The sequence below is a fragment of the Desulforamulus putei DSM 12395 genome, assembly GCF_900129195.1.
Lineage (GTDB): Bacteria > Bacillota > Desulfotomaculia > Desulfotomaculales > Desulfotomaculaceae > Desulfotomaculum > Desulfotomaculum putei.
This window is the reverse complement of sequence record NZ_FQUY01000003.1, coordinates 95840-119618: the sequence shown is the minus strand read 5'-3', so window position 1 is coordinate 119618 and position 23779 is coordinate 95840. Positions and strand designations below refer to the sequence as shown.

Annotated in this window: 27 protein-coding genes; 2 read left to right on the top strand and 25 right to left on the bottom strand. The window is 46.7% G+C overall.

Annotated elements, in window-relative coordinates; translation table 11 throughout:
- Positions 1-32 precede the first annotated feature (32 nt).
- The 13 genes from BUB67_RS03785 to BUB67_RS03725 all read right to left on the bottom strand — a co-directional run bounded on the left by BUB67_RS03785 (position 33) and on the right by BUB67_RS03725 (position 11820).
- Positions 33-1484 (bottom strand): polymer-forming cytoskeletal protein, encoded by a 1452-nt coding sequence (locus tag BUB67_RS03785; protein WP_073235992.1) that lies wholly within the window; start codon positions 1482-1484, stop codon positions 33-35.
- 4 nt (positions 1485-1488) lie between these two features.
- Positions 1489-2127 carry a PilW family protein gene (locus BUB67_RS03780; RefSeq protein WP_073235989.1) on the bottom strand — a complete coding sequence of 213 codons (639 nt, stop codon included), beginning with the start codon at positions 2125-2127 and terminating at the stop codon, positions 1489-1491.
- Entirely contained in the window at positions 2091-2531 is a 441-nt protein-coding gene (locus BUB67_RS03775) for a type IV pilus modification PilV family protein (RefSeq protein ID WP_073235986.1), read from the bottom strand. Before BUB67_RS03775 ends, BUB67_RS03780 begins: the two co-directional genes overlap by 37 nt.
- 29 nt (positions 2532-2560) lie before the next feature.
- Positions 2561-3055 (bottom strand): prepilin-type N-terminal cleavage/methylation domain-containing protein, encoded by a 495-nt coding sequence (locus BUB67_RS03770; protein WP_073235983.1) that lies wholly within the window; start codon positions 3053-3055, stop codon positions 2561-2563.
- A 16-nt stretch (positions 3056-3071) separates the two neighbouring features.
- Positions 3072-3539 carry a type II secretion system protein GspG gene (locus tag BUB67_RS03765; RefSeq protein ID WP_143156996.1) on the bottom strand — a complete coding sequence of 156 codons (468 nt, stop codon included), beginning with the start codon at positions 3537-3539 and terminating at the stop codon, positions 3072-3074.
- 45 nt (positions 3540-3584) lie between these two features.
- Positions 3585-4799, bottom strand: a complete 1215-nt coding sequence (locus BUB67_RS03760) for a type II secretion system F family protein (RefSeq protein ID WP_073235980.1) — start codon at positions 4797-4799, stop codon at positions 3585-3587.
- Positions 4800-4916: 117 nt separating this feature from the next.
- Entirely contained in the window at positions 4917-6011 is a 1095-nt protein-coding gene (locus BUB67_RS03755) for a type IV pilus twitching motility protein PilT (protein WP_073235977.1), read from the bottom strand.
- Positions 6012-6022: 11 nt separating this feature from the next.
- Positions 6023-7534, bottom strand: a complete 1512-nt coding sequence (locus tag BUB67_RS03750) for a GspE/PulE family protein (RefSeq protein WP_073235972.1) — start codon at positions 7532-7534, stop codon at positions 6023-6025.
- A 66-nt stretch (positions 7535-7600) separates the two neighbouring features.
- On the bottom strand, positions 7601-8701 hold the full coding sequence (aroB, locus tag BUB67_RS03745; RefSeq protein WP_073235967.1) for a 3-dehydroquinate synthase: 1101 nt from the start codon (positions 8699-8701) through the stop codon (positions 7601-7603).
- On the bottom strand, positions 8688-9215 hold the full coding sequence (locus BUB67_RS03740) for a shikimate kinase (protein WP_073235964.1): 528 nt from the start codon (positions 9213-9215) through the stop codon (positions 8688-8690). The genes aroB and BUB67_RS03740 overlap by 14 nt, the downstream gene beginning before the upstream one ends.
- A 1-nt stretch (position 9216) precedes the next feature.
- A complete protein-coding gene (aroC, locus tag BUB67_RS03735) occupies positions 9217-10380 on the bottom strand; it encodes a chorismate synthase (RefSeq protein WP_073235961.1) in 1164 nt (387 codons plus the stop codon).
- 2 nt (positions 10381-10382) lie between these two features.
- Complete coding sequence (locus tag BUB67_RS03730; RefSeq protein ID WP_073235958.1) at positions 10383-11267, bottom strand: shikimate dehydrogenase; 885 nt, start codon at positions 11265-11267, stop codon at positions 10383-10385.
- Positions 11268-11319: 52 nt separating this feature from the next.
- The gene (locus BUB67_RS03725; protein ID WP_073235955.1) at positions 11320-11820 is read right to left on the bottom strand and encodes a YqeG family HAD IIIA-type phosphatase; all 501 of its coding nucleotides are present in this window, start codon (positions 11818-11820) and stop codon (positions 11320-11322) included.
- A gap of 210 nt (positions 11821-12030) precedes the next feature.
- Between BUB67_RS03725 and BUB67_RS03720 the strand changes: the two genes are divergently transcribed.
- Positions 12031-12396: a sigma-70 family RNA polymerase sigma factor gene (locus tag BUB67_RS03720; RefSeq protein WP_073235953.1), complete on the top strand. Its 366-nt coding sequence runs from the start codon at positions 12031-12033 to the stop codon at positions 12394-12396.
- A 14-nt stretch (positions 12397-12410) separates the two neighbouring features.
- On the opposite strand, the gene BUB67_RS03715 is transcribed toward BUB67_RS03720, so the two are convergent.
- From BUB67_RS03715 to BUB67_RS03690, 6 genes are all read right to left on the bottom strand, one after another.
- Positions 12411-13892 carry a recombinase family protein gene (locus BUB67_RS03715; protein ID WP_073235949.1) on the bottom strand — a complete coding sequence of 494 codons (1482 nt, stop codon included), beginning with the start codon at positions 13890-13892 and terminating at the stop codon, positions 12411-12413.
- 249 nt (positions 13893-14141) lie between these two features.
- Positions 14142-14909, bottom strand: a complete 768-nt coding sequence (locus BUB67_RS03710) for a Fic family protein (RefSeq protein ID WP_073235946.1) — start codon at positions 14907-14909, stop codon at positions 14142-14144.
- 417 nt (positions 14910-15326) lie between these two features.
- Positions 15327-15683, bottom strand: coding sequence for a stalk domain-containing protein (locus tag BUB67_RS03705; RefSeq protein ID WP_073235943.1), 357 nt, complete (start codon positions 15681-15683; stop codon positions 15327-15329).
- Between the two features lie 20 nt (positions 15684-15703).
- On the bottom strand, positions 15704-17524 hold the full coding sequence (locus BUB67_RS03700; protein ID WP_073235938.1) for an Athe_2463 domain-containing protein: 1821 nt from the start codon (positions 17522-17524) through the stop codon (positions 15704-15706).
- A 1-nt stretch (position 17525) separates the two neighbouring features.
- Positions 17526-18437 carry a copper amine oxidase N-terminal domain-containing protein gene (locus tag BUB67_RS03695; RefSeq protein WP_073235934.1) on the bottom strand — a complete coding sequence of 304 codons (912 nt, stop codon included), beginning with the start codon at positions 18435-18437 and terminating at the stop codon, positions 17526-17528.
- A complete protein-coding gene (locus BUB67_RS03690) occupies positions 18434-18760 on the bottom strand; it encodes a hypothetical protein (protein ID WP_073235931.1) in 327 nt (108 codons plus the stop codon). Before BUB67_RS03690 ends, BUB67_RS03695 begins: the two co-directional genes overlap by 4 nt.
- Before the next feature lie 226 nt (positions 18761-18986).
- On the opposite strand from BUB67_RS03690, the gene BUB67_RS03685 reads away from it, so the two are divergent.
- Positions 18987-19793: a hypothetical protein gene (locus BUB67_RS03685; protein ID WP_073235928.1), complete on the top strand. Its 807-nt coding sequence runs from the start codon at positions 18987-18989 to the stop codon at positions 19791-19793.
- On the opposite strand, the gene BUB67_RS16125 is transcribed toward BUB67_RS03685, so the two are convergent.
- From BUB67_RS16125 to BUB67_RS03660, 6 genes are all read right to left on the bottom strand, one after another.
- Entirely contained in the window at positions 19756-19965 is a 210-nt protein-coding gene (locus tag BUB67_RS16125) for a hypothetical protein (RefSeq protein WP_143156995.1), read from the bottom strand. The genes BUB67_RS03685 and BUB67_RS16125 overlap by 38 nt on opposite strands.
- Before the next feature lie 70 nt (positions 19966-20035).
- Positions 20036-20461, bottom strand: a complete 426-nt coding sequence (locus BUB67_RS03680) for a hypothetical protein (RefSeq protein WP_073235925.1) — start codon at positions 20459-20461, stop codon at positions 20036-20038.
- Between the two features lie 44 nt (positions 20462-20505).
- Entirely contained in the window at positions 20506-20814 is a 309-nt protein-coding gene (locus BUB67_RS03675; RefSeq protein WP_238456945.1) for a nucleotidyltransferase domain-containing protein, read from the bottom strand.
- A gap of 88 nt (positions 20815-20902) precedes the next feature.
- Positions 20903-21685, bottom strand: a complete 783-nt coding sequence (locus BUB67_RS03670; RefSeq protein WP_073235917.1) for a coiled-coil domain-containing protein — start codon at positions 21683-21685, stop codon at positions 20903-20905.
- 1075 nt (positions 21686-22760) lie between these two features.
- The gene (locus BUB67_RS03665) at positions 22761-23009 is read right to left on the bottom strand and encodes a hypothetical protein (RefSeq protein ID WP_073235914.1); all 249 of its coding nucleotides are present in this window, start codon (positions 23007-23009) and stop codon (positions 22761-22763) included.
- Between the two features lie 117 nt (positions 23010-23126).
- Positions 23127-23774 carry a hypothetical protein gene (locus BUB67_RS03660; protein ID WP_238456942.1) on the bottom strand — a complete coding sequence of 216 codons (648 nt, stop codon included), beginning with the start codon at positions 23772-23774 and terminating at the stop codon, positions 23127-23129.
- Positions 23775-23779: the final 5 nt, after the last annotated feature.

Below are 23779 nucleotides of genomic sequence, written 5' to 3'. Positions count from 1 at the left end.
TGGTACCTCGGAAAGACTTTCCGCCACTGGGGCTAGTCCATGGGTATAACAGGGTATTTTTCCTGCCAGGTCAGGATACTTATGTCTGTGGTTGTCCAGGGCGGGTGTGTATTGCTGATCAGCGGTTCATGAATAACCACCGCCCCGCGACAGTCTAAATTTGCTGTGATCAGGGAGCCGACTAACTGAGCATTGTTGGACAGGATAACCCTTTGCTTTGAATAAACAATGGCTTCCACCTGTGCCTGTTCATGGATGTGAACATCTCCCAGGCCCATTAAGAGCAGGGAATCGGCCCGGGTGTCCTGGGCCTTCAGAGTGGCACTGTTAGGAACTGCAATGGTTCCGGAGGCCACCAGGGTGATATTTCCCTGGTAGTTCCCGGAAATTGTTACGTCACCGTCTATATAGTAGATCCCTGTTGACATGTCTTCGGCCCTCAATATTTGATCTCCGGCGTAATAATAGTCGCAGTTTCTGGCATACCAGGGGCCGTCAAGCAGAGGAAACTTGGGAAAGGAGTAACTGATTGTTTGAGGGGTGTTGGGATAGGCCGTTCCGAAGTTGTCGGAGGAGGCAGGTGAAATGGTGCCTGTTGCGTAAATATCTCCGTTCCATTCTGTTTTCTGTTCTGAAAATACCTGGTGGCCCACGTGACCCTGCCCCACCCATACACTGCCGGTACTTCTCACCGGCCCCCCCAGAACATCTCCGTTGATGAAAACATCGCCGGTTGATTTAATTTCCCCGTCAAATTGAGCGTCGGAATCAACGATGGTGTTGCCCAGCACCACCAGTTCCCCCGTTGCAATGAACTTGGCATGTTGCCGGAGTGCACAATCTCCTTGAATATAGATGCTGTTATAAAATCTGCTGTCCCCATTAAAGTCTACGCCTGTAAGTACAGTTAACGGCGAACGCATGTCGGTGTTAGAAAAGACAGGCGTATTTTGTACCAGTACACCCGGGAAGGCATTCAGGGGTAAAGAAATCCTAACATTGGCCACCAGAGATCGCCTGGCCGGGCCGTATGTACCGGTAACCTCAATTCTCACCTGGTAGCCGCTCTGGTCTTGGACTGTCTTGGTTAAGCTAATGGACTGAATGGTTCCGGGTTTGGTGGCTTGAACCGGGTTATGGGGGGGTGTATAGGTTGAATTAAATAGTCCTATTAACCCTTGAACACTGGCAAGGTCTTGGCCTGCCAGTCGTGTCAGTAAAGATTCTAACTGGGGTTTCCCGTAAGTCTTGTTAAGCGTAAGCTGATCCAACACCCGGACGTTAACTTTTACTATGGCGAGAACCTTCTCCAGTGCTGCATCGGCCACATAATTGGCCTGAGCCTCTTCAAAGGATCCCTTCACGGTAAGTTTTTCTGTGTTGGCAAGGATAAGAGCGGCTATACAAAGGAGACTCAGTATCATTAAGAGGGTGGTAACCAACAGCAGGACCTGGCCTTTGTTGTTATCAAATAATTTCGGCATGCCCTCACCACCCCTTTTGCGCCCTCAGCCGGACAGTTGATGTTAATACAATGGGTTTGGCTGAACGGCCTTTTCCCGTAAGGGTAATCAAGACAGTGGTTTTATAGGAGTTGTCTGCAGCATCCTCCGGGAGGTAGGTAAGCTCCAGGGACTCTATATTTCTGGCTATTGAATTTACCCCCTCATTGGGGCGGCTGGCCGGGTCACCCCTGTTGGGACTCTGGCCGTCAAATCCTGAGCTTGGGATATCATAAATGCGACGTAGTAGTTCGCCGTCTTTCACGTAATAGGAGACGATTTTATCCCTGGAAAAGGTTAAAGGTATCCCTTTGTTGGTATCCGTCATATGTTTGGGTAGCCTGAACTTTAACACAGAGGGGCCGGTGTTGGTGGTTAACCACCTGGCTTCCTTAAGTTCCCTTTCCATCCGGTTCATGCCTATCCTGAGCTGGCTTCGAACATCGTTTTCATCACTGTACTTAACGTAAGAGATAACTCCGCTAAAGAGGAAGGCATAGGCAGTGTTAACCAGAAAGATGAACAAAACCATGGATACCAGTACTTCGATCAGGGTTAAACCTTGCTGAGCAAAGGCTTTTCCAGGTGTTACCTTCTCATTTTTTCCGTATACAGGGTTTCCCATTTTTCCTGTCCCGCTTCCTTATAAAACACGGTTACTTGCACCGTATAGATCAAATGGCGATGGGAGGGCCATACCCTAATTTCATATGTAAAGTCGTTCTCCGGCCGGCTGTCATCCTCAGTCAGGTATTTTCCGTCCCGGTACTCATTACCAAACCGGAGGGGCTCAGGTGCCGCTGCCTGTTCCATCTCGTCCACCAAGCTTGTTTTGAAATCATACCAGTTCATAGCTTTTACTTCCTCAAGTTTTGACTGGGCCAGGTGTTTGACCTTAAGTTTTCGCTCAAGGACAATATTTTGCCGGCTGTTGGCAAAAAGAGTTGACACCACAGGCAGCAAGACCATGATCAATATGAACATAGCAGCCAAAACCTCTGTTAGGGTAAATCCCCTTTGATTGTTCATAAAGAATTCTCTTTCTCACCTCTTGCCGGCTATGAAGATTCAACCCTTACCCTGCCGGTCAGTACCGCTACCCTGACATAATAGACCTTGCCCGACCGCCGGTTGATAATGGTAATGGTACCGGCCTGCACCGGGTTGCCTTGAATGTTAAAGGTTAAAATTTCCGGCAGACCGGGTTGGCCAAAGTTTGTTCCGGCCAAATGCACCCAGACGGGAAATTTTTCAGTACGCAGGGTTTTTGAACCGTGTTTGATGGTGTATTGTTCCTGCGGGGGGCTGAATATGATTTCAAAGGAAGCCTTCGGATCTTCGCTCCTGGTGGCCAGTTGCTGGGTGTATTGAATATCTGAAACAAGTTTTCGAACGGTGGTAACAGTTTGATAATGGGCCAGGGCATCGGCTGCCAGGGGCATGGCAACAGATAACATGAAGGTTATAAGAATGAGAGTAATCATCACCTCCACCAGGGTGAAGGCACCGTTCTGTTGGAGAACCCGGGTTGCTTTTCTAACAAATCCATTCATAATGGCCGGCAACTTGTTAAGAATTATCGTTGGAATTGGTGGTGGCTGTGTTGATTTGCAGGTTGTCCTTGTGAACCGTGACATCCGTCTTATTTTGGTCCGTGTAAATATCATCTTTCTCCTCATCGTCTGTCCTGGGCCCCTCGGACCAGATGATGTAGGTGTTAGCGGTAGTCTTAATATAATAGGGGTTTCCCCAGGGATCATCAGCAGTGGCTTCTCCGTACTTACCTCCCAGTACCCCGTTCTCCTTCATCAGGGCATTGATAATAGCCTTATCGGTGGGATAAACGTTATTTTCAGCAAAATACATGTCCAGGACATGCTTCATGGCGGTTATCTCAATAACAGCCCTGCTTTTCTTGGGTTTGTCCAGTTGTTTCGTAATCTGGGGAACGAGAATTGTTGAAAGGATGCCCACCATCGTAATCACAACCAAAATCTCAATCAAGGTAAAACCCCTGTTATTGTTTAGCTTTGCCACTGGTACCGTCTCCTTTTTAAAAAAATTCCCCTCCTCCAGGCAGCTTTACTGTAACGAGTCCATAATGCTCAATAGGGGTATTAAAATTGCGATCATGATGAGGCTCACAATGCCGCCCACCAGGCAGATTAAAACCGGTTCCAGCAAGGTTGACAGGCGTGTGATAGTTTGGTACGCTGCTTTTTCATAAAAATTGGCTGTTTTCTCCAGTAATACTTCTAACTCTCCTGTCTCTTCCCCAACCCTGATCATGTTTATAACCATGGCAGGAAACACTTCACTCTTCTGCAAAGGGGCAGCCAACCCGCTCCCCTCTTTAAGGCTGGTTATGGCCTGCCCGATGGCCTGGCCGAATACTGAATTTTGGGCATGGTTTTTCATCACATCCAAGGATGCCAGAAGAGAAATGCCACTGCTTAAAAGAATGGCAAGGGTTCTGCTAAAACGAACAATATGGATTTGCTGAATCAGTTTGCCATACACCGGAAGGAAAAGCACAGTTTGGTCAACTATTTTCTTGCCGCCGGAAGTGGAGGAAAACTTTTTATATCCAACCACCAGACATATTGCCGTGATCATTAGGACATACCAATAACCCCTTAATACGTCACTAATTTTTATCATAATAACTGTAGGAAGAGCAATAGGGGCCTGCATATCGATAATGATTTGAGTAAAGGTGGGTAACACGAAGATGAATATGGCTGCCACGGCAACCATAGCCATTACCAGGATAAACAGGGGATAGGTAATGGCGGATTTGAACTTTTCCATTAATTCATGGGAATTTTCATAGTAAGTGGCTAACCGGTCGAGAATTTGATCCAGAGATCCGCTTAATTCCCCGGCCTCAACCATATTCATAAACATTACCGGAAATATCTTGGAATGATAGGACATAGACTGGCTTAAAGAGTAGCCGGCTTCAAGGTTTTTCTTCATGTCCTTTATGGCATGCAATAAAGCTTTATTTTCAGTTTGTTCATATAGAATGTTTAAACTCTGAATGATTGGTATACCTGCATTGGTTAAAGTGGCAAATTGGCGGCAAAATAATGATAAATCTTTAATACTAACCCTTGCTTCAGGCATGAATTTGAATAGTCCTTTATCAGTAGACATTTCTTTAATTTCAGCAACAAACAGGTTTTTTTGCCGGAGCCGATTGATTGCTTCAATTTTATGCGGTGCTGTTATCTTTCCGGTTATCACCTTACCGGCGAGATTCCTGGCCCTGTATTTAAAAGTTAACAGGCACATTCACCACCTGTCGCTTTCTCCGATTAGTTGATATTTTTTTCCATTTAGCTTGCTTTTCCACAAATATAATAAAAAATCCTGCCGTCATTAGACAGGATTCGTTCGACATTTTCAGATTTATCCTAACATCCTTTGTAAGCCTTCCGGGTCAATTGCCCTGTTAATAACCTCATCTCTACTAACGGCCTTCATCTGGTACAATGCCTTTAAGGACATATCCAGGGATTGCATACCAAATTTTGCCCCGGTCTGGATTTGAGAAATAATTTGATAGGTTTTTCCTTCACGAATAAGATTTCGAATGGCCGGAGTGGCTACCATCACTTCTATGGCCGCAATTCGACCGGGCCTATCGATTCTAGGTAGTAATTGTTGGGCCACCACACCCTGAATGGTATTGGCCAATTGAACCCGGATTTGTTGCTGCTGGTGAGGAGGAAATACGTCTATTATACGGTCGATAGTCTGGGCAGCACTGGATGTGTGCAGGGTGCCAAAAACCAAGTGACCAGTCTCCGCTGCTGTGATTGCAATGGCAATAGTTTCCGGGTCACGCATTTCACCCACCAGAATCACATCTGGATCCTCCCGCATGGCGGACCGTAGGGCACTGGCAAAGGATTTGCTATCCCGGCCTATTTCCCGCTGGTTAATTAAGGATTTTTTGTGCTGGTGGACAAACTCAATGGGATCCTCTAAGGTTATGATATGGTAGGCAAACTCTGAGTTAATTAAATCAATCATCGAGGCAAGTGTGGTGGATTTCCCGCTGCCCGTCGGCCCCGTGACTAAAACCAAACCTCTGGGTCTTCTTGCCAGGTAGGATAGAACATCCGGCAAACCTAGTTCTTTAAAAGAGTAAATGCGGGAATTAATAAGGCGAATGGCCATGGCAGCACAGCCCTGCTGCCGATAGGCATTGACACGATAACGATACCCGTCGGAAGTTGCATAGGAGAAATCTAAATCTCCTGTGGCACAAAAGGTTTCATATTGTTCCGCAGTGGTAATGTCTTTCACCATTTGCTCAGTGGCAGCGGCAGTAAGAATGTCAACCTTTGAGGACATTAGACCAAATTGTTTCTGTATTTCCGGGGCGTTCAGGGGTCTTAAATGCCCATTTATTCGGAAACACGGCGCGCTATTCACTGTAATATGCACATCAGATGCTCCGTACTGAAAGGCTAACTGCAAAAGTTCGTTAATTTGCATTTGAACTCCCCCTAATTTTCATCGGAATAGGTAACCCGCATCACCTCTTGAATGCTGGTTAAACCACGTTGGGCTTTTTCCAGTCCATCCATTTTTAATGTTAGCATTCCTTCATTCATGGCAATTGTCTTAATTTCATCTGCGGTGGTTCTTTCAACTAAGAGAGAGCGGATTTTCCCGGAAACCACAAGTACTTCTTGAATGGCTATGCGTCCCCGGTAACCAATATGATTACACTTAACGCAACCCCTGGGCCTGTAGGAGAAGATCTCTTGTCCGGGAGTAACCCCGGTAAATATTCCTTCGGGAGTGTCACTTTCAATCCGGTACATTTCTTTACAATGGGGACACAGCCTGCGAACCAGCCGCTGGGCAACCACTCCCAGTAGCGAGGAAGCCACTTGAAAAGGTTCTATTCCCATGTGGATAAGCCTGTCCACCGCCCCCAGGGCATCGTTGGTGTGTAATGTGGACAGCACTAAATGACCCGTGTTTCCGGCTTTCACGGCTATTTCTGCGGTTTCCTTATCCCGGATTTCCCCAACCATGATAATATCCGGGTCCTGGCGCAACAGGGCACGTAAACCAATGGCGAAGGTCATACCGGCCTTCACATTCACCTGTGTCTGGTTTACACCTTCTAACCGGTACTCCACCGGATCTTCTATGGTGCTGATGTTTCTTTCTTCATGGTTCAGTTCGTTCAAGGCGGCATATAAGGTGGTTGTTTTTCCACTGCCTGTGGGCCCGGTGATTAACAGCATGCCATAGGCTGCCCGGAGACAGTCTTTAAAACGGGGAAGATTTCTTTCGGAAAAGCCTAATTGGTCAATCGTATACTTCTTTACTCGACTGGTATCAAGGATACGGGCTACCACCTTTTCCCCGGATACGGTAGGCATGGTAGAAATGCGAATGTCGATTTGACGACCATTCACCTTAAATTGAATTCGACCGTCCTGAGGGAGTCTTTTTTCCGCAATATCAAGTTCAGCAATTATTTTTATCCTGGAAACAATGGCTGGACTGATTTTACGAGGCAGGTCCATAGCCCACCTCAACATGCCGTCTATGCGGTATCGTACCCTTACCTTGGTCTCCTGAGGTTCGATATGAATGTCACTGGCCCCCTGTTCGACGGCCCGCTGAAAGATTTGATGTACCAATCGAATAACGGGGGCATCATCTTCTGAATTATCCCCGTCCGGTTTAACCGTATCCAGATCGGAGACTCCACCGCCAGAGGACAGTTCCTCAAAATATTGTTGAATAGCCAGATCGATAACCCTTTCTTCAACGGCAACCGGTTCAATCTCCAATCCGGAAATCAGTCTCAGGTCATCGATAGCCACAACGTTAGCCGGTTCCACCATGGCAACCGTTAATATATTCCCCTTCTTTTGCAGAGGGAAAACTTTATGCCTGCGGATTAATTGCTCTGGGATATACCTGAGCAGGCTTTGATCAATCTCGGTAAGGACTAATAAATCTCCGATTAATTTCCTGGGGGTTATGGTTAACAAATGGTTCACCCCCTACAAGGAAATATGACGAGATATTGATACAGGTCATTGACTAGATTATGTTGATTATGATGGATTTGCTTTTCTTTTTTGCTGCAGAACATGTAACACATCTTTTTCATGTACATCTTTGAAAATACCCACATGTCCAATCTCTTTGGGTAAGACAAAAACCAATTTATTCATTATGACCTTTTTATCATGGTAAATACTGGCTAACACCTCATGGGGATTGATTCCTTCGGGCATGTCTGTTGGTAACCCTATGGCCCTGATTAAATTTTCGATCCTTTGGCAATCCGCAAGATTGAACAGTCCCTGGCTTACTGCCATCCGGGCGGCCATGACCATGCCGATAGCCACTGCCTCGCCATGTAAATAAGTCCCATACCCGCTTAATGCCTCGATGGCATGCCCCACGGTGTGGCCGTAGTTTAATATCGCCCGGCGGCCTTGTTCGGTTTCGTCCTGTTCCACCACAGCCGCTTTAATTTTACAGCAGGTTTCTATAACATAACCCAAGGCGTCAGCTTCCCGGTTGAGGACCCTGGTAATATTTTCTTCCAGCCAGGCAAAAAACTCTTTGTCCCAGATGACTCCGTACTTAATTACTTCCGCCAAACCGGCCTTTAGTTCCCTGAGGCTTAAGGTCGTTAGCGTATCCACATCAATAAATACCGCCCTGGGTTGGTAAAAGGCGCCGATGATGTTTTTTCCCCGGGGGTGGTTCACCGCCACTTTGCCGCCCACGCTGCTGTCTACCTGGGCCAGCAGGGTGGTGGGCACTTGAACGAAAGGAACTCCCCTCATGTAGGTGGCAGCAACGAATCCCGCCAAATCCCCCACCACACCGCCGCCCAGGGCCACCACCGGGCAAGTGCGGTCCAAACCATGGTCGAAGGCCATATCATATAACCTGGCTGCCTGGTCCAGGGTCTTGGTACTTTCCCCCGCCGGCACCTGGGCAACTGCCACTTGAAAACCGGCCCGGAGCAAAACGTCTGCAACTTTCTGCCCGTAGAGTGGGCCTACGTTGGTGTCTGTTACAAGCAGCACCTCTTTCCCAAGGGGCATTTCAGACAGGTAGGTACCCAGGTCGTTTATCAGTCCGTTGGCTATATAGATAGGGTAACTACGGCTACCTAAGGCCACGTTAATGTTTCTCATGGATATCCTCCCTCTTCGCCAGGTAATGGCATATTATGTTAACTATTTCTTCCGGACTTAATTGATCAGTTTGCACGGTAAAATCAGCAACTTGATAGGCTTCTTTACGCTCTGCCAGCAACTTTTCCACTTTCTCCTGGAGATTCCCCCGGGCCAACAGGGGGCGGGTTCTTTTGTTGCGGACTCTCTTGCAAATGACTTCTGCAGAAGCCTCAAGACCGATCAGGATACCGTTTGCTTTTAATTTTTTTACATTTTCCGGGTTCAGCACCAGTCCCCCGCCGGTGGCGATGACCAAGTTCTTTTTATTGGCTAGCTTGCTTACCAGCAAAGCTTCTTCTCCCCGGAATCGCTTTACGCCATGCTTGTGAAAAATCTGCTCCACCGTAAGTCCGGTGATTTGTTCGATGGCATCATCCGTATCGATAAACCTGTACCCCAAACGTTTGGCCAATCCCCGCCCTACGGTGGATTTACCCGATCCCATAAAACCGATCAATACAATGTTTTTCATCTCACACCTGCCTAACCAATTGTCGCCACTGGCTAACCCTTTCTTTTATTTCTTCCAGGCTGTCCCCACCGAATTTCTCCATCATGGCACAAGCCAATTCCCAGGCCACCACTGCTTCTCCCACCACACAGGCGGCAGGTACAGCACAAACATCCGATCTTTCCACCGAGGCCTCAAAGGGTTCCCTGGTTTTCAGATCGACACTGAGCAAGGGCTTATACAGGGTGGGGATGGGCTTCATGGCTGCCCTGACCACAACAGGTTCGCCGTTACTCATACCTCCCTCGATCCCCCCGGCCCTGTTGGTATTCCGGTAAAAGCCCCGGTCAGGGGAATAATATATTTCGTCGTGCACCTGGGAACCGGGAACAGCCGCGGTACCAAAACCCATGCCGATTTCTACCCCTTTAATCGCTTGAATTCCCATGACCGCACCGGCTAAACGACTGTCTAACTTACGATCCCAGTGGACATGGCTGCCCAACCCCACTGGCACCCCGTAGGCCCGTATTTCAAATATCCCTCCCAGGGAGTCACCATTTTCCCTGGCCCGGTCAATTTCTTTGACCATGGCCTCCTCTGCCTGTGGATCCGGGCAAAGCAGTTGGGACCGTGCGGTGCGTTTTTGCAACTCTGACGTGCCCAGGTCTTCTTCGATCACGGCCTCTACAGACCCAATGCGGCGGACGAAACCTACAATTTCTACTCCCAGTTCCTCCAGCAAACAGCGGGCCAGGGTTCCCACAGCCACCCGGGCAGCTGTTTCTCTGGCGCTGGACCTTTCTAAAACGTTCCGTATATCTTCATGGCGGTACTTTATGGCACCGGATAAATCCGCATGACCCGGCCTGGGTCTGGTAACTACCCTTTCGTGTAGATGGGCCTCCGGCCCCGGAGCCATAATATCCGACCAGTTATCCCAGTCTTTGTTGACGATTTGAAGGGTGATGGGGCTGCCGGTGGTTCGCCCTCCCCGGACCCCGGAAAGAAACCGGACCTGGTCCTTTTCGATTTTCATACGGCCACCCCGGCCATAACCTCCCTGGCGCCTGGCCAGTTGCTCATTGATATATTCCCGGGTAATGGGCAAACCGGCGATCATTCCCTCCACAATGGCCGTCAGAGCCGGGCCATGGGATTCCCCCGCTGTTAGAAAACGAAGCAAAGTTATCTCTCCTCTCGTCCGGAAACCTGTCTGAGCAGCGTTTCCCTCATAATCTCCACCGGCGCAGGCAGGCCAGTCCACAGCTCAAATGCTAAAACTCCCTGGTAGAGCAGCATGCCCAGGCCGTTAAAGGTTTTCGCCCCCTGTGCCGCCGCCCGCTGCAAAAACAGAGTCTTTGCAGGGTTATAAATTAGGTCACACACCAACTGACCCGGCCTGAGGGCAGTAAAGGGAAACTCGGGAGCCTGGTCTACCCCGGGACTCATGCCGATGGAGGTGGTCTGGACCACCAGATTCACTTCCGAAACCGTTGTCCTGGGCAGTTGTTTTCCCCAGGGAAGGACACGGGCCTTTACTTGACAGGCCCGGGAGACATCCCTGGCCAAACCCTCTGCTCTTTCGGGCGTCCGGTTGGTAATATAAAGGGAGTCAGCCCCGGCGAAAGCCAGAGCGATAGCCACCGCCCTGGCGGCCCCGCCGGCCCCTACCAGTAAAATGCTTTTGCCCCGGGGCGAGAAACCGGCTTCGGTTTCCAGGGACCGAATAAAACCCGGCCCGTCGGTGTTGTATCCGACCAGCTTTCCACCCTCATTTACAATGGTGTTGACCGCACCGATGATACGGGCTGCCGGGTCAATTTCATCCAGCAGGGGAAGGATGTTTTGTTTGTGCGGTACCGTCACATTGACCCCAGTCAGTTCGAGGGAACGTATACCTTCCATTGCCTGTGCAAGGCGGTCAGGATGAACGCCATAAGGCACATACACCCAGTTCAGCCCCAGTTTTGCATAAGCGGCATTGTGCATGGCGGGAGAAAAGGAATGCTCCACCGGAAAACCAAACAAACCACAAACCCTTGTTTTACCGTTAATATTAGGAAAACCCATGGGAACTCCCTCCCGTATGTAAGAAAAGCTTGGCCCGCGCCAAGCGAAATATTTATGATTGTAGTTTTTTTATCCGACCCAACACCAGCTTTTCCAACTTCCTGTTGATTCTGGTGCCGATAAATTCCTTGCCGGCCAGGGGGGCTACCAGAATGGTATACAGCCCCAAGCGGTTGCCCGCCAGTACATCGGTAAATACCTGGTCCCCTACCAGCGCTGTTTCACGGGTGTCTGTCCCCAGGATGCTGAGGGCCCGCCGTAATCCTCTGCGCCGGGGCTTGGCCGCCTTGTGTACCCCCGGCACCTGTAAAGAGCGGCATAATGCCGAGACCCTGCTTTCATTATTGTTGGATACAAAACACACCTTAAATCCCTGCTGGCAGAGATTTCGAAACCAGGTTTCAATTTTGGGGTCCATGTGCTGACAGTCCCAGGGAATCAGTGTGTTGTCGATATCAAAAAGAATGGCCTTGATTCCCCTTTTCTTTAATTCACCCAAGTTTATGTGAAATAAGGAAGGCACATAGGCCTTGGGATAAAGTACTGAAAGCATCTTTTCACACCACTTTGCGCCGGGCACCCGCGGCGCCCGTATGTTTTAACAACTTTTTGCTGTGCTTATTTTACCTGCATTTGGCACCTTTCGTCAACTTAACAACGCCTATTAAATAGTATGATCATCTTCTTCCTGGGACAGACACCAAATCATTTTCTCCCCATAACATATATTGTTGACTCAATTCTTATTAGGGGGGATTACTTGATGCTACCCGGCCTGTGGACGGTCGCTGTCCTGTCGGTTATGAACGGGGTCATGGCGCTGGTTTCCTACATTGCCAACAACACCTTTCCCCATCCTCTAAACGAGGAAGAAGAAGCCTATTATCTTGAGCTGCTGGCAGAAGGAGATGAATCGGCACGCAATGTTTTAACCGAAAGAAACCTGAGACTGGTGGCCCACATTGTAAAAAAATTTGATTCAACCGGCGAAGATGTTGATGACCTGATTTCCATCGGCACCATCGGTTTGATCAAAGCCATTAACACCTTCAAACCCGACAAGGGCACCCGACTGGCTACCTATGCGGCCCGCTGTATCGAAAACGAAATGTCGCTGACAAGAGTATAGCAAGCCCTGCGTGGCTAGGACGATATTTTTTGCTCCGGTATTTTGGCTAGTACGGTAACATTGATAAACCGCAACCCATTGCCTCCTGGTACCCCCCGGCCGGATACAATAACCTGCTTGACTAGTGCCCTGACCAAGGAACGCTTTTCAGTAAAAGCCAAATCATTTAACCTTCGTAAGATGGACTCGGATATTTCCCTTATCTCATCAATTTTAGCAGATAACTCCTCACGTTGCCTGTATGCCAGAAGTAATTCCTCTTTTCTTTTTTCCAACTTCTCTTTGCGTCGTTTCAATTCAGCCAGTTTTTTCTCTATGCTGTCCATATGGTCAAGATACCCTTTGGCAATCACGTCAATTAACGCCTCCTGTCCCTTTTCTATACTGGCCAGGTGCTTGTTAATAACCATGATCTGCTCCCTAGGGTCATTCTGCCCAACTATTTGGCCCATGGCCTCCCGTGCCAGACGGTCAGGATCCATCAACCATGTTTGTATTTGGTTCCAAACAGCTTCTTCCAGGGCGTCTGCTAATATATATTTGACCGGTCTGCACCCTTCGTTTTTGTATCCCTGGCAAGTTTTATTACAAGTATATCTTCTTTCCCTCTTACCCCACCACCTGGCGTAAGCGCCCGTCATTGTATTGCCGCAATCGGCGCAGGTAATTAGTCCGGACAAAAGATACCCATGCTTTTGTTTTCCTGCGTAAAGCCTGCGGACTTCTTTTAACTTTTCTTGAGCCCTATAAAATGTATTTTCATCTATTATCGGGGGTACTTTAATATACATACCTTTAAACCGCCACAAGCCAACATAGACAGTGTTTGCTAATATTTGTTTCACCACCTGACGGTGCCACCGTCCAGCCCGACGGCGGGTTGGTATACCGTTTTCATTCAGTCTTTTCGCTATACCATTTGCCCCTATATCTTCACTAGTAAACCAGTTAAATATATCAACTACAACCTTTTTTTCGTGTTCCAAATGGCTCACTTTTCCGGTTTCCAGGTCATATTGATACCCAAAAACGTCAAAATTTATTGGAATACCGCCTTGCCTTGCCTTTTGCTCTTTCCCTCTGCCCATGCGATCCCGAATTTTTTCCCTTTCATACTCGGCTATCGCACCTCGTATTGAGTAAAACAACCGTCCCTCTGGCGTATCCTTCCAGTCAAAATCAAGGAATTCCAGCTTAATACCGCATTTTTCTAATTCATCGGTAATAAGCAACTGGTGGGCCAGCTTTCGTGAAAGACGGTCGGGATCTCGCACAACCAGCAGCTGAAACCTTCCCTCCCGAGCAGCTTCCCTCATTTCGTTTAAGCCAGGGCGTTCCAGGGTACTTCCCGAAATTCCCTCATCGGAAAACACCGTCACTTCCTGGGCTCCTAATATACGGGCACGGCTACAGCAGGCCTCCCGTTGTTCGGCCAAACTGTAGCCGTGTTTCACCTGGTCATCTGTACTTACCCGGATATAGACCGCCGCCCGCAAACTGCTAACCTCCGTTCCATAACCTTTTTGGCCAGTAGTTTGTATGCATCATTTAAACCTGCGCCATCTTGTGAATAACAAACCGTTAGTGAAATAACCGGCCGCCTGGAAACAGTATTGCTGCTGCTTTTTTTCATAACTATATCACCCCTGTCATAGAATATGTTTATACGGTTTGTACACTTGCTTAAAAAACCGCTATAAAATTAAAAACCGCACAATGGCGGTCTTATTAATACATGAACTAATTTAATTTTTTGGGGCTCTTTCGATTTCATCTACCATCAACTGTAAATTCCTTGTTACCTCATCAGCCACTAAATTTATAAATAACTGCGGGTTGCCATGGTCAGCTTCTTCTAAAGCAATGTAATATTCTTTACGGTTTTCTTTGCGAATAATAGCTGGCGGATAAGCATTTTTCATCAAAATAAAATTCATACACAATCTGCCTACCCTACCGTTTCCGTCCGGAAAAGGGTGGATGGCAACAAACCTGTGGTGAAAAAGCGCTGCTAATTCAATGGTATGCAACTTTCCTTTGTTATCGTTGTACCACTTTAGTAGCTTTTCCATCTCAACCGGAACCTGACTAGCCGGCGTATAGTGGTGTATTTTACCGCTGGCAGTTAGTACATGATTATTCTTAGTTTTATATGACCCAGGTACCACAGGAACTCCTCCGGCCATAGTCTTAATGCCCGAGAAAAGTATGGCATGAAATTCTTTAATTAGTCCTTCGGTTAAATCACGGTGTTTAATGGCATCTTGCAAGTAATCTACCGCTTCTGCATGATTAATCATCTCTAAATGTTCTCGAAGGGTACGCCCCTGTACAGTCAATCCCTCACGCAAAAAGAAAAGCGTTTCCTGCAAGGTCATGGTGTTACCTTCAATGGCATTGGAATTATACGTCCATTCTTCGCGAAATTTTTGAGCAATGGTTGCCATTAATTCTGGATGTAAAGGTCGTTTAGCTTCTACGATTTTCTTAAGAGAATCAATTTTTTTAAACATTCATATACACTCCTCCTGGGAGTCTTTTAATTTTATTTTATCACTTTTTAATATGTACCTGGAATCAGAAAGGGTGGAAAATTATTGATATAAGGTTTTTAATTATGTATAATAAAAATATAAGTGGGAATACTGATAACTAACTAAACGGCTCGCTTGCCTCAACTACCGAGGTTTTCGTCTTGAACCCTTAAACTGCTGCGAACAGTTTAAGGGTTCAACTACTACTAACGCCGGTAAATCATTTGGTTCACGAGGGTTAACAGGAGTATTACCGCTATCACGATTTGTACTGCATCACTTATGGTAATCATCCCGCCTCACCCCCTTTCAAAGATGTTTCCATCCCCGGTAGGTGAGGCCCGTTAGTTAGTTATGTATTCCCGATTGCCATTTTACCACATTTTTCTTCTTCAATCATTTTTTCTTAACTCGAACAGAAAATTTTTCTTCAAAAACGGTGCTGCTAACATATATTTTATTGTCAAGCAGAATGGCTTCACAACCGGGCTGGACAACTAGAACTTCAGCTCCGTTTTTGTATACTTTTGCGCGGTTTGAATTTACTTCCCAGTCGACTTTGTAGCCGAGCGCTTCGCATGACTTGCGAAGCGGCAGAAACATTACTTCTTTTTCTATATTTCCATTTTCTTCTAATAATATTTTCACCACTACGTCTTTGCCTATGTTGACTTCTTTTGCCGCCGCGGTGTTGTTAGCAGTGCTCGAAAAAACGAAAAGAAGCGTGAATAGAAGCAAAAATATTTTTTTCATTTGCTATACCTCCGTTTTTTTTACTTAATTAACTGTCTCTCAGTTTGCGGTATCGGGTAAGGGTCAATTTTCACAATGGCTGTATCGCTTGCAGATTGCCCTTCTGAACTTGTAGCATTTGCCTTGATGATTACGGTGACTGGTTTACCGTATATGCCTGTGGCAGGGTACTCGTAGGTAAAAGTATGTGTATTCTTTCCCCAACCGGCACTGAAAACTTTTTTGTCGGTTTTCTTTACCGGAATAATTTTTTGGTAGCCGTCATCAATGCGATACCCTATATTGAAGTCTATGTTTTGGCCGGTGGCGCTCATATTCATTGTGATTATGGGTGGCTTCGGCTCAGGACCATCCGGTGGCGGCGGCGGTGGTGGATAGTTTGTCGTGACTGTCACTGTGTATTTCCATTTCGTAAAGGCTTTAACCCGGGAAGGTGCGCTGATTTTTATTTTTAGTTCTCTTGATGAATCATGATCCGGCGGAATTACTATTACTATAGGGTTAACCGTACAGGTTGCTTTGTTGTCCTCGTAGCTTGTCTCATTTGCCGGTTTATTTCGGTCAGGGTTAATTTCTACGGTTACAACAGCAGCATCCTTGGGCATGGTGAAGGTAAGGCTGTTCTCCAAGGTACCAATTATGTCGTAGTTGGGGATGTCTTTCATGATTACTCCATTAACCTTCCAGACCAGGCGGGATGTAAGTAATTCTCCCCGTTCATTGTGGATACGGGCTCTAACTGTAGCTGTACCGCCCACCTGGGCTTCTTTGGTGTAGTCAATGATTTCTACCCATAGGTTGTCCTGTACCAATGGTACTTTTACTTCTAAAACGTTATCGTTTTCGTTGCTTTCTGAAACAGTGTTTTCGGTCTCCGGTTCATGGTCTATCGCGCCTTTTAAGGTGCTGTTTTCTTCCACAGTGTAGTCAAAATAAAACTCTTTGACTTCACCTGCTTTCAGATCGGTGTATCCATCGACCTGTCTGCCAATGGGGTCAAAGAGTTTTACCGGGGTGTTTTGGTGCCAAACACCAACGGGTATACGGCTGAAGTTTTGGCCGCTTTCATTTTCAACAGTAAATTTGCCGGTGAGTTTTTGCCCCGGCTTTGCTTTCTGTCCCTGCTGTAAGCCAGTGTTAATGTTTACTGCTACCAGGTTGGGTTCTTCTGTCATAATCAGCGGCGCCATAGGTATGGTTAAATACCAAATGGAGCCATCGCTTTTCTGGTGCCACATGCGGCCCATGCCCCAGGTATATTTGGTCGGCGGCTGCAGTACGTGGACGTACTGGTGCCAGGGTGTGTTGTCGTCCCGGAAGTATAGTTGTACGTTGCCGCCGGGTTTGAAGTATTCTTTCAATCCCCGCTTGATACTGGCATTGTAGGCCGGGTTGTTGTTGAAAAGGTTGTTTTTATCCAACGTTTGTTCTCCCATGCGCTGGAGGTGGGCTTTGACTGCATTGTTAGACCAGGGATATGGTATCCAGTTACGATCGTTAATCAAACCGCCCTCCCAGGCATCGTGGCGGAACAGGGTATTGGTATACGCTTCGCCCTGCATGGTCTCACCCAGGTACCGATTGTTTCCAGTGGCCGGGTCGTAGCCGGAAGGCGCGCCATAAACAAACAACCTGCGGAATTCCCACAGGCTGGTGTTAATGGGTTTATTGTTTTTGTTGGTGGCTTTGAAATAATTGCGTCCATCGTTTTTAGCTTTTATTTCGTCGTTGGCCACTGCTAGGGCTTCGTCTATAGTCCGGGGCGGTGTGTCCGCCCAAGCCACAGAGGTAAAGCAGAACAGTATGAGCATGAGCAGGAGTAAGACAAGTCTTTTTCTCATCTTATCGACCTCCTTTGGGACTCCATACAACAATGCTGGTTCTGGTGGCTCCCCAGGGAGAAGAAACCTCAATGCTTTCGCCGTTTGGGCCGGTAAAGTCTTTGTAGATTTCTTGTTCCGGGTCAGTTTTCTGCCGGGCTAAGTCCACCAACTGCTTGGCAAAGGCCTGGCCAAACTTGCTTGCCAGAATTTGTTCTGCTTCATCACACTGTTTTTGCACATCACGATAGGGAACGATGATGGCAATATTAAGTTCAACCTTGTTCACTTTTTCTGCATCCCCGTACACAATCTTCAAATCCGTCTTCGGCTTCTTCGGCACGGTGTACCCGTTCAGGTTGTATGTCTCACCCTGCTGCACCGGAGGCTGTTGCTGATTAATGTACTGCTTCACTGCCGAAATGTCCGGCTTCTGACTGCCTTCCGGGTAGCACACCACCAGGCCATCGATGAAGTCCACCCGGTAGCCCAGGGCCTCAGCCACGAACCGGGCGGGCAGGTAGGTACGGCCGCTTTTCAGTTCCGGGGCTACGTCTGCTTCAACCACTTTGCCGTTGGAGATAATCTGCTTCTTGCCGATGGTCAGCTCGGCTGACCGGCTACCCAGGGTCAGCTTAGCTTTGCTGGTTTTCGTATCCCAGGAGATGTTTTCGTCCGTCACGCCCAGGGCATTGCCCAGGTAGCGTACCGGCACAAACGTCCGGTTTTGGCTTATATACGGGGCGACGTCCATCTTCACGCCTGGTGTCTTGCCATCAACGAAGTATTCTTTTTGACCAACTGCAAAGACTACGCTTTTGACCAGTTTGTTTTGCTCATAAACGTTCACCTGTTCTTTTTGTTCCGCCATAGCGCCGGCGGCCAGGGACAGGGTCAGGGCACAGGTTAAAATTGCTGACATAAGTTTTTTCATAAAGTTTCACCTCTTTTTTTAAAATACTTCAAAACATTCTTTGCATTTTGTTCACTAACTCTTTCCCTCTCCACCACCCCTGCTTTCCAATTTTTGGAATCGGAAAAGTGGTCAGTGAAGATTATGTCGTCAGTTTTCATCGCGCGACGCGGCGCTCGCAGACGAACTAGCGCTTGAACTAAATTTGGACTGACCCATTCCCCCTTTCCCTTTTTTACAAATTTTTCCGCTTTTTCCTTTGGCATGGAAAATTTTACCACGCCGTCCAGGTCGGCGACGTAAACGATGTCAGATTTTGCAACAGCTACGGGAAAAATATGCATACTATTCCCCCTTTTTTTGGCTTAATCGGCGGTTTGCCCGGGCCGTTCCGGGTTTTGTGGGTTTTGTGATTTTTGTGATATAATACAAATAACAGCATCTTTTTTTTCTAAAAGTTTAACTGCTTGCGTCCTATGATGTGCAGATTCACTGATTATGATTTTAGCATCACACGGAAATAAAGTAAACTGTATATATCGCTAAAAAAGGCAAGGAGAGTCAAATTCTGTGCAGAATCGTGATTTTGCTAATTTTTTCTGTGATTTTCAAGTCTATAGACTTCGCCCTGGAAATATATTGAAATTAATTAGGACTTCTTTAGATTTAACTACTAGAGAATTTGCTAAAAAAACCAAGTTAAGCCAGACTGATGTAGTTTTATGCGAAACTGGTCAAAGACCTTTTCCTGAAAAAAAGCTGTTTATGTTCCTTGATGAACTTGAAAAATTATATCAGTATGACTTTTTTTCAACCCTAGTTATTAATAGAAAAGACAATCTAAGTCCTGTAATTAAGAAAAAAATAAGCTTAAGAGAAAGCTTTACTGAATCCATGTTGAGGGAAAATTTTATTAAATCTATTATCAATATTTGTGATCAAGGATTTATGTTCGGCTTTGGAAGAGATCTTCTAAGAAAGTTAATATTTAATTTATTTATTGAAAAAAGTTATAGTTATGGATATAATAACGAAATTATATTCTCTCCCAAAGTATTATCTTTAATTACTTATTTCCAAGGATATGTTGACATTGTTAAGGCTATTAACTTGGATTATATTGAAAGTAATATATTAAATAAAGATAAAGATATCATTGAAGCAATTATTTTACAATCTAAACATACTTTCAAAGAAGATTGCTGGCTTATTGATATATGCATGCTATTATTTAAATCATTGTCAATAAACCTTGAAGATAGATTTATTGAGGCACATTTATACCAAGATATAACACCTCCAAAAAAGATAACTGTTTGCTTAGAGACAGGGTTATTATTTACTGATAAAATTTTAAACAATATTTACCATCTTTAAAAACAATATTATGACCCTTTTTTCTCAAATGGTAAATAAGAGCATATAATCTTTGCTTTTTCATTCTTCCACACCCCCTTCCTTTGGGATACAATACTTTAGCAATGCTTTCAACGGTTTGCGGGCCACTTTGCAGCATACTTAATATTTGAATTTCTCTCATGTTCTTCATTGTTTCAACTCCTTTATAAAAATTTATTCCAAACTACATACACTAACAAAACCGCCATATGGCGGTTTTGTTAGTGTGTTCTATTTATAATTTCTTCACATTTGATTACAAATGGGTCTTCAATTATTTCGTCTTCGATCAAATCTATTATATTGTTTAGGGCTTCTTCTATGCTATTATACATCTTTGTTGTTGATAACCCTTTACCTTTGAGTTTGCCAGAGATAATTTTAGCTTGGTTTGCAAAGCTGCATCCAAAATCTAAAATTTCTATTTCAGCCATGTCAATATGAGCAGTTTTATATACAAATTTTCTTTCTCCATCACAAAAAACTTTTCCGCTTTTTAATCTAGTTCTATACTTTCTATTATTTAAATCTTCATTATTAATTAAATTTTTGACATAATTTATTGTTATTTCTAATTCATCGTAAGACAATTTTTCAATTAGTTTGTATAATTCTTCTTTTTTGACTTTCATCATTTCCTTTATCACACCATTTCTCTTAGGTATCACTTTACCGGAATTCGAGGTGCTTCTTACTGCTCATAAAGCACCTTCCCTTCTTGCAGGGCGGGGTGGTAGACAGTCCACCAAGCATCCTTATATTCCTCAATATCCTCTGGCGTTGCTACCACTATGTCCTTGGGAACCTTGAATTTCCGCAGCTCTTTTCTTATGGCAACCTGCATATCTCTTTTTTTATCCCTTGTACAGTTAAGAATAACCAGTAAATCCACATCACTGTCCGACCCTGCTTCCCCTCTGGCCCAGGAACCAAAAACAATAACCTTTAATGGATTAAATTTACTGGCTATATCCCTGGCCATTAACTCAATGATTTCCACCAAGACCACCCCCCTTATTACCTCCGTAACCTGGAGTATCCCTTAATGCCATTATAAAACCTTGAATAACCTCAAGTCCACGATACTATTAGGCATTGTGAGTAGAATTCTTGAACCTGGCCAACTCTACCTCCAACACCACCTTCTCTTCCCGGCACCGGGCCAAGGCCTCTTGCAGTTCCCTAATCTCCTTCATCATTTCCCGCTGGGCCGCCAGCACCGCCTTTTCTTTATCCAATTCCGCCCGCTCTGCGGCCCGTTCCAGGGCCTCCTGGGCTTGCTTTAACTGCTGGGCCAAGCTGTCCCTTTCCTGCCGGTAGGCTGTCGCCTGGGCTGCCTGTTCCTCTAAGTTTTTCGCCCTGGTCTCGGCGGCCGCTGCGGCCTGCTCCGCCAGGCTGGCCAACCGGTTGGATTGTTCCCGCGCGTTCTCTGCCCTCTCCAGGGCTTCTTTCATTTCTGCCAACTCCTTAGCTGTCTGCTCCCGCAAGAGGGCAACCTGGGCTTCGGCCTGCTGTACCCGTTCGTTGGCCGACTCAATGGCCGCTGCCGCCTGCTTTTCCCTCTCGTGAGCTTCGGCCTTGGCCGCCTGAGCCTCCGCCTCCGCCCGGGCGATGCGCTCGGCATCAGCCTCCTGGCGGTCCTGGGCACCCTTGACCAGGCTGATATAGATTTCCTCCACCCTGCCCAAGTGGTGCCTGAGCTGTTCCAACTCCTTCACCTGGGCCATGGTCTCCCTGGCCTGGGCCGCCTGGTAGGAACCTATCAACCTGGCTACAAACTCACCGGCCGTCATATTAGAATTCTGGATGGCCTCCTGCAATTGATCCCTGACTTCCTCATCGACTTTCACCGTAAAAGCCACTGTGGCCATGGTATACTCAACCTCCTTGAATTTGCTCAGGTTTACTTAGGTAAACCGGTATACTTTTAGTATACCATAGATAATTCAATGGTCAACGTAATTTTGCAAGGTTTACCAATTTATTTTAGGTATACCTTTGTACACCCCATGGCCAGGACGAAAAACCCCATCGCCCTGGGCGATAACCGCCATTACCCTGCCACCAGCCCCGGTAGAAGTAGTTAAGCTGGCATCGCCAGCATCACGTCATTCCCTCGCCTCTGGTTTACAGTAGAATAAACATGTAGAATAAACTACCGTTTATTCCACTCAAGTAATGTTAAGATAATCAATTGCTTGCTTAAAGGGCATACTAAGAAAAGAAAATGAGTGGAATAAACTTATTAACCGACTTTTTACAGTATACCAGTTACTAAAGCGGCCCTCGCAGGGCTGGAAAAAACGGCTGGCGATGGTACCGGTCCACCGTGTCGGCACCGGCAGGCAGTGGGGACGGCACCAGGCGCATGGTCATGGCAGGAAGTTAACCTATTTTAAACAGGTTAACCGCATGGTCATGGTCTTAGGCCAATGGCGCTGGGATGTTAACCTATTATTAACATGTTAACCGAAGTTAACCCCAATAAACTCAATGCATGGATGTTAACAACGTCCGACTGGCAGTGGGGCACCGCCTCGGTCAGGGTACCAGCACACCATTCACACCTGTTCATATGCTGTGAATCATACCAGTCCACCGTGACGGCACCGGGCCGGTACGCCAGCGATGACCTTTACCATCCTGGTTGTGGCGTATTAATATGCTTTGTTGCTGTTTCAATACATATTGGCACCCGGTTAGTATATATTAAAACGTTTTTAATGCATATTATTTTTCGGTTAATATATATCAAACCACTTTCAATATATATTAACCTTCTCAAACTGACTCCAAAGCCCTAGATCAGCACCGGAACCACTGCCCAGGACGGCAGCCGCCCCGCGTACCACCGCCGCACTTCGGACCATGGCCGCCCCGCAGCTGGATAAAAATCAGCGGAACGGCCCCGAGGCCAGGGGGTTTGGGGGACAGCGTCCCCCAAGTTTAAATCAAAATAAAATATTTTTCCCGCCTTGGCGGCCCGGTGGCGGCATGTACAATGAGAGAAGCGACGGACACCGCCCACTTAGATGTAAGGTGCTTCTCTATGTCAACAACCTTGCGGTTGGTAGCGTCTACGTCCGTCGGCGCAGCGAACGGACATGCCGCCACCGGGCCGCCAAGGCCGCAGCGCAGCGGAGCCAAGGAAAAATATTTTATTTCCTCTTGTGGACCCCAAAGACCGGCATGCACCAGGGCAGTCTGCCGCCAAAGCCAGACCCCAAAGCCATTCTTACATGGGCTTTGGCGGCAGTCTGCCCCCCTTTTTTTCGTACCGGCGATGGCCCGTTAGGGCCATGGCCGGTACGTTCAATATTTCCATTTTGCTTTGAGTATTTTAACCTTTAATCCGCTATGCTGCACTGCCCTGGCCACTGCGTGTCTTTTAGTGTCGTTAAAAACCAAAAAGACCACTGTCAAGCGGTCCTTTATGGCTGCTGGTAGTTTGCTGTAGGCGGCAGCCCTCTCGGATAAATACTTCGTAGAAAGCCCAAAATCCGCCACTAGGGCGTGTAAAATGTCGTCCTGGTAGTAGAACCTATCCTGCCCTTTTATGACCCGTTTTAGGGCATCGTAGGAGGCCTGAGATAATTCCTGAAAGGCCTGCTTGGACGATAGGTAACTAATCTTACAAGCCTGGGCGTAGTCGCACCAAACCAAATACTGTACCACCGTACTATCCGAGGCGCTTTTAAACAAGCGAGAATACCATGGTATAGTCAACCCCAATATTTCTGCCCCGTCGGGTAGTAGGTGATAATACATTTGTCCCCTGGCCAGTCGATTAGCGGCTATATACCTGCCTTTGCATAGCTGTAATAGCCGGTTGTAACACCTTTTATGGCTGGTCTGAAAAATACCGGCCTTTATAAGCTGTTCTACGGTGGAAAACCGCCACTTAGCTAAAAACAACAATACCTGCTTGTCTCTTTCGGTAATAACCACGCCATCCGCCATCATCG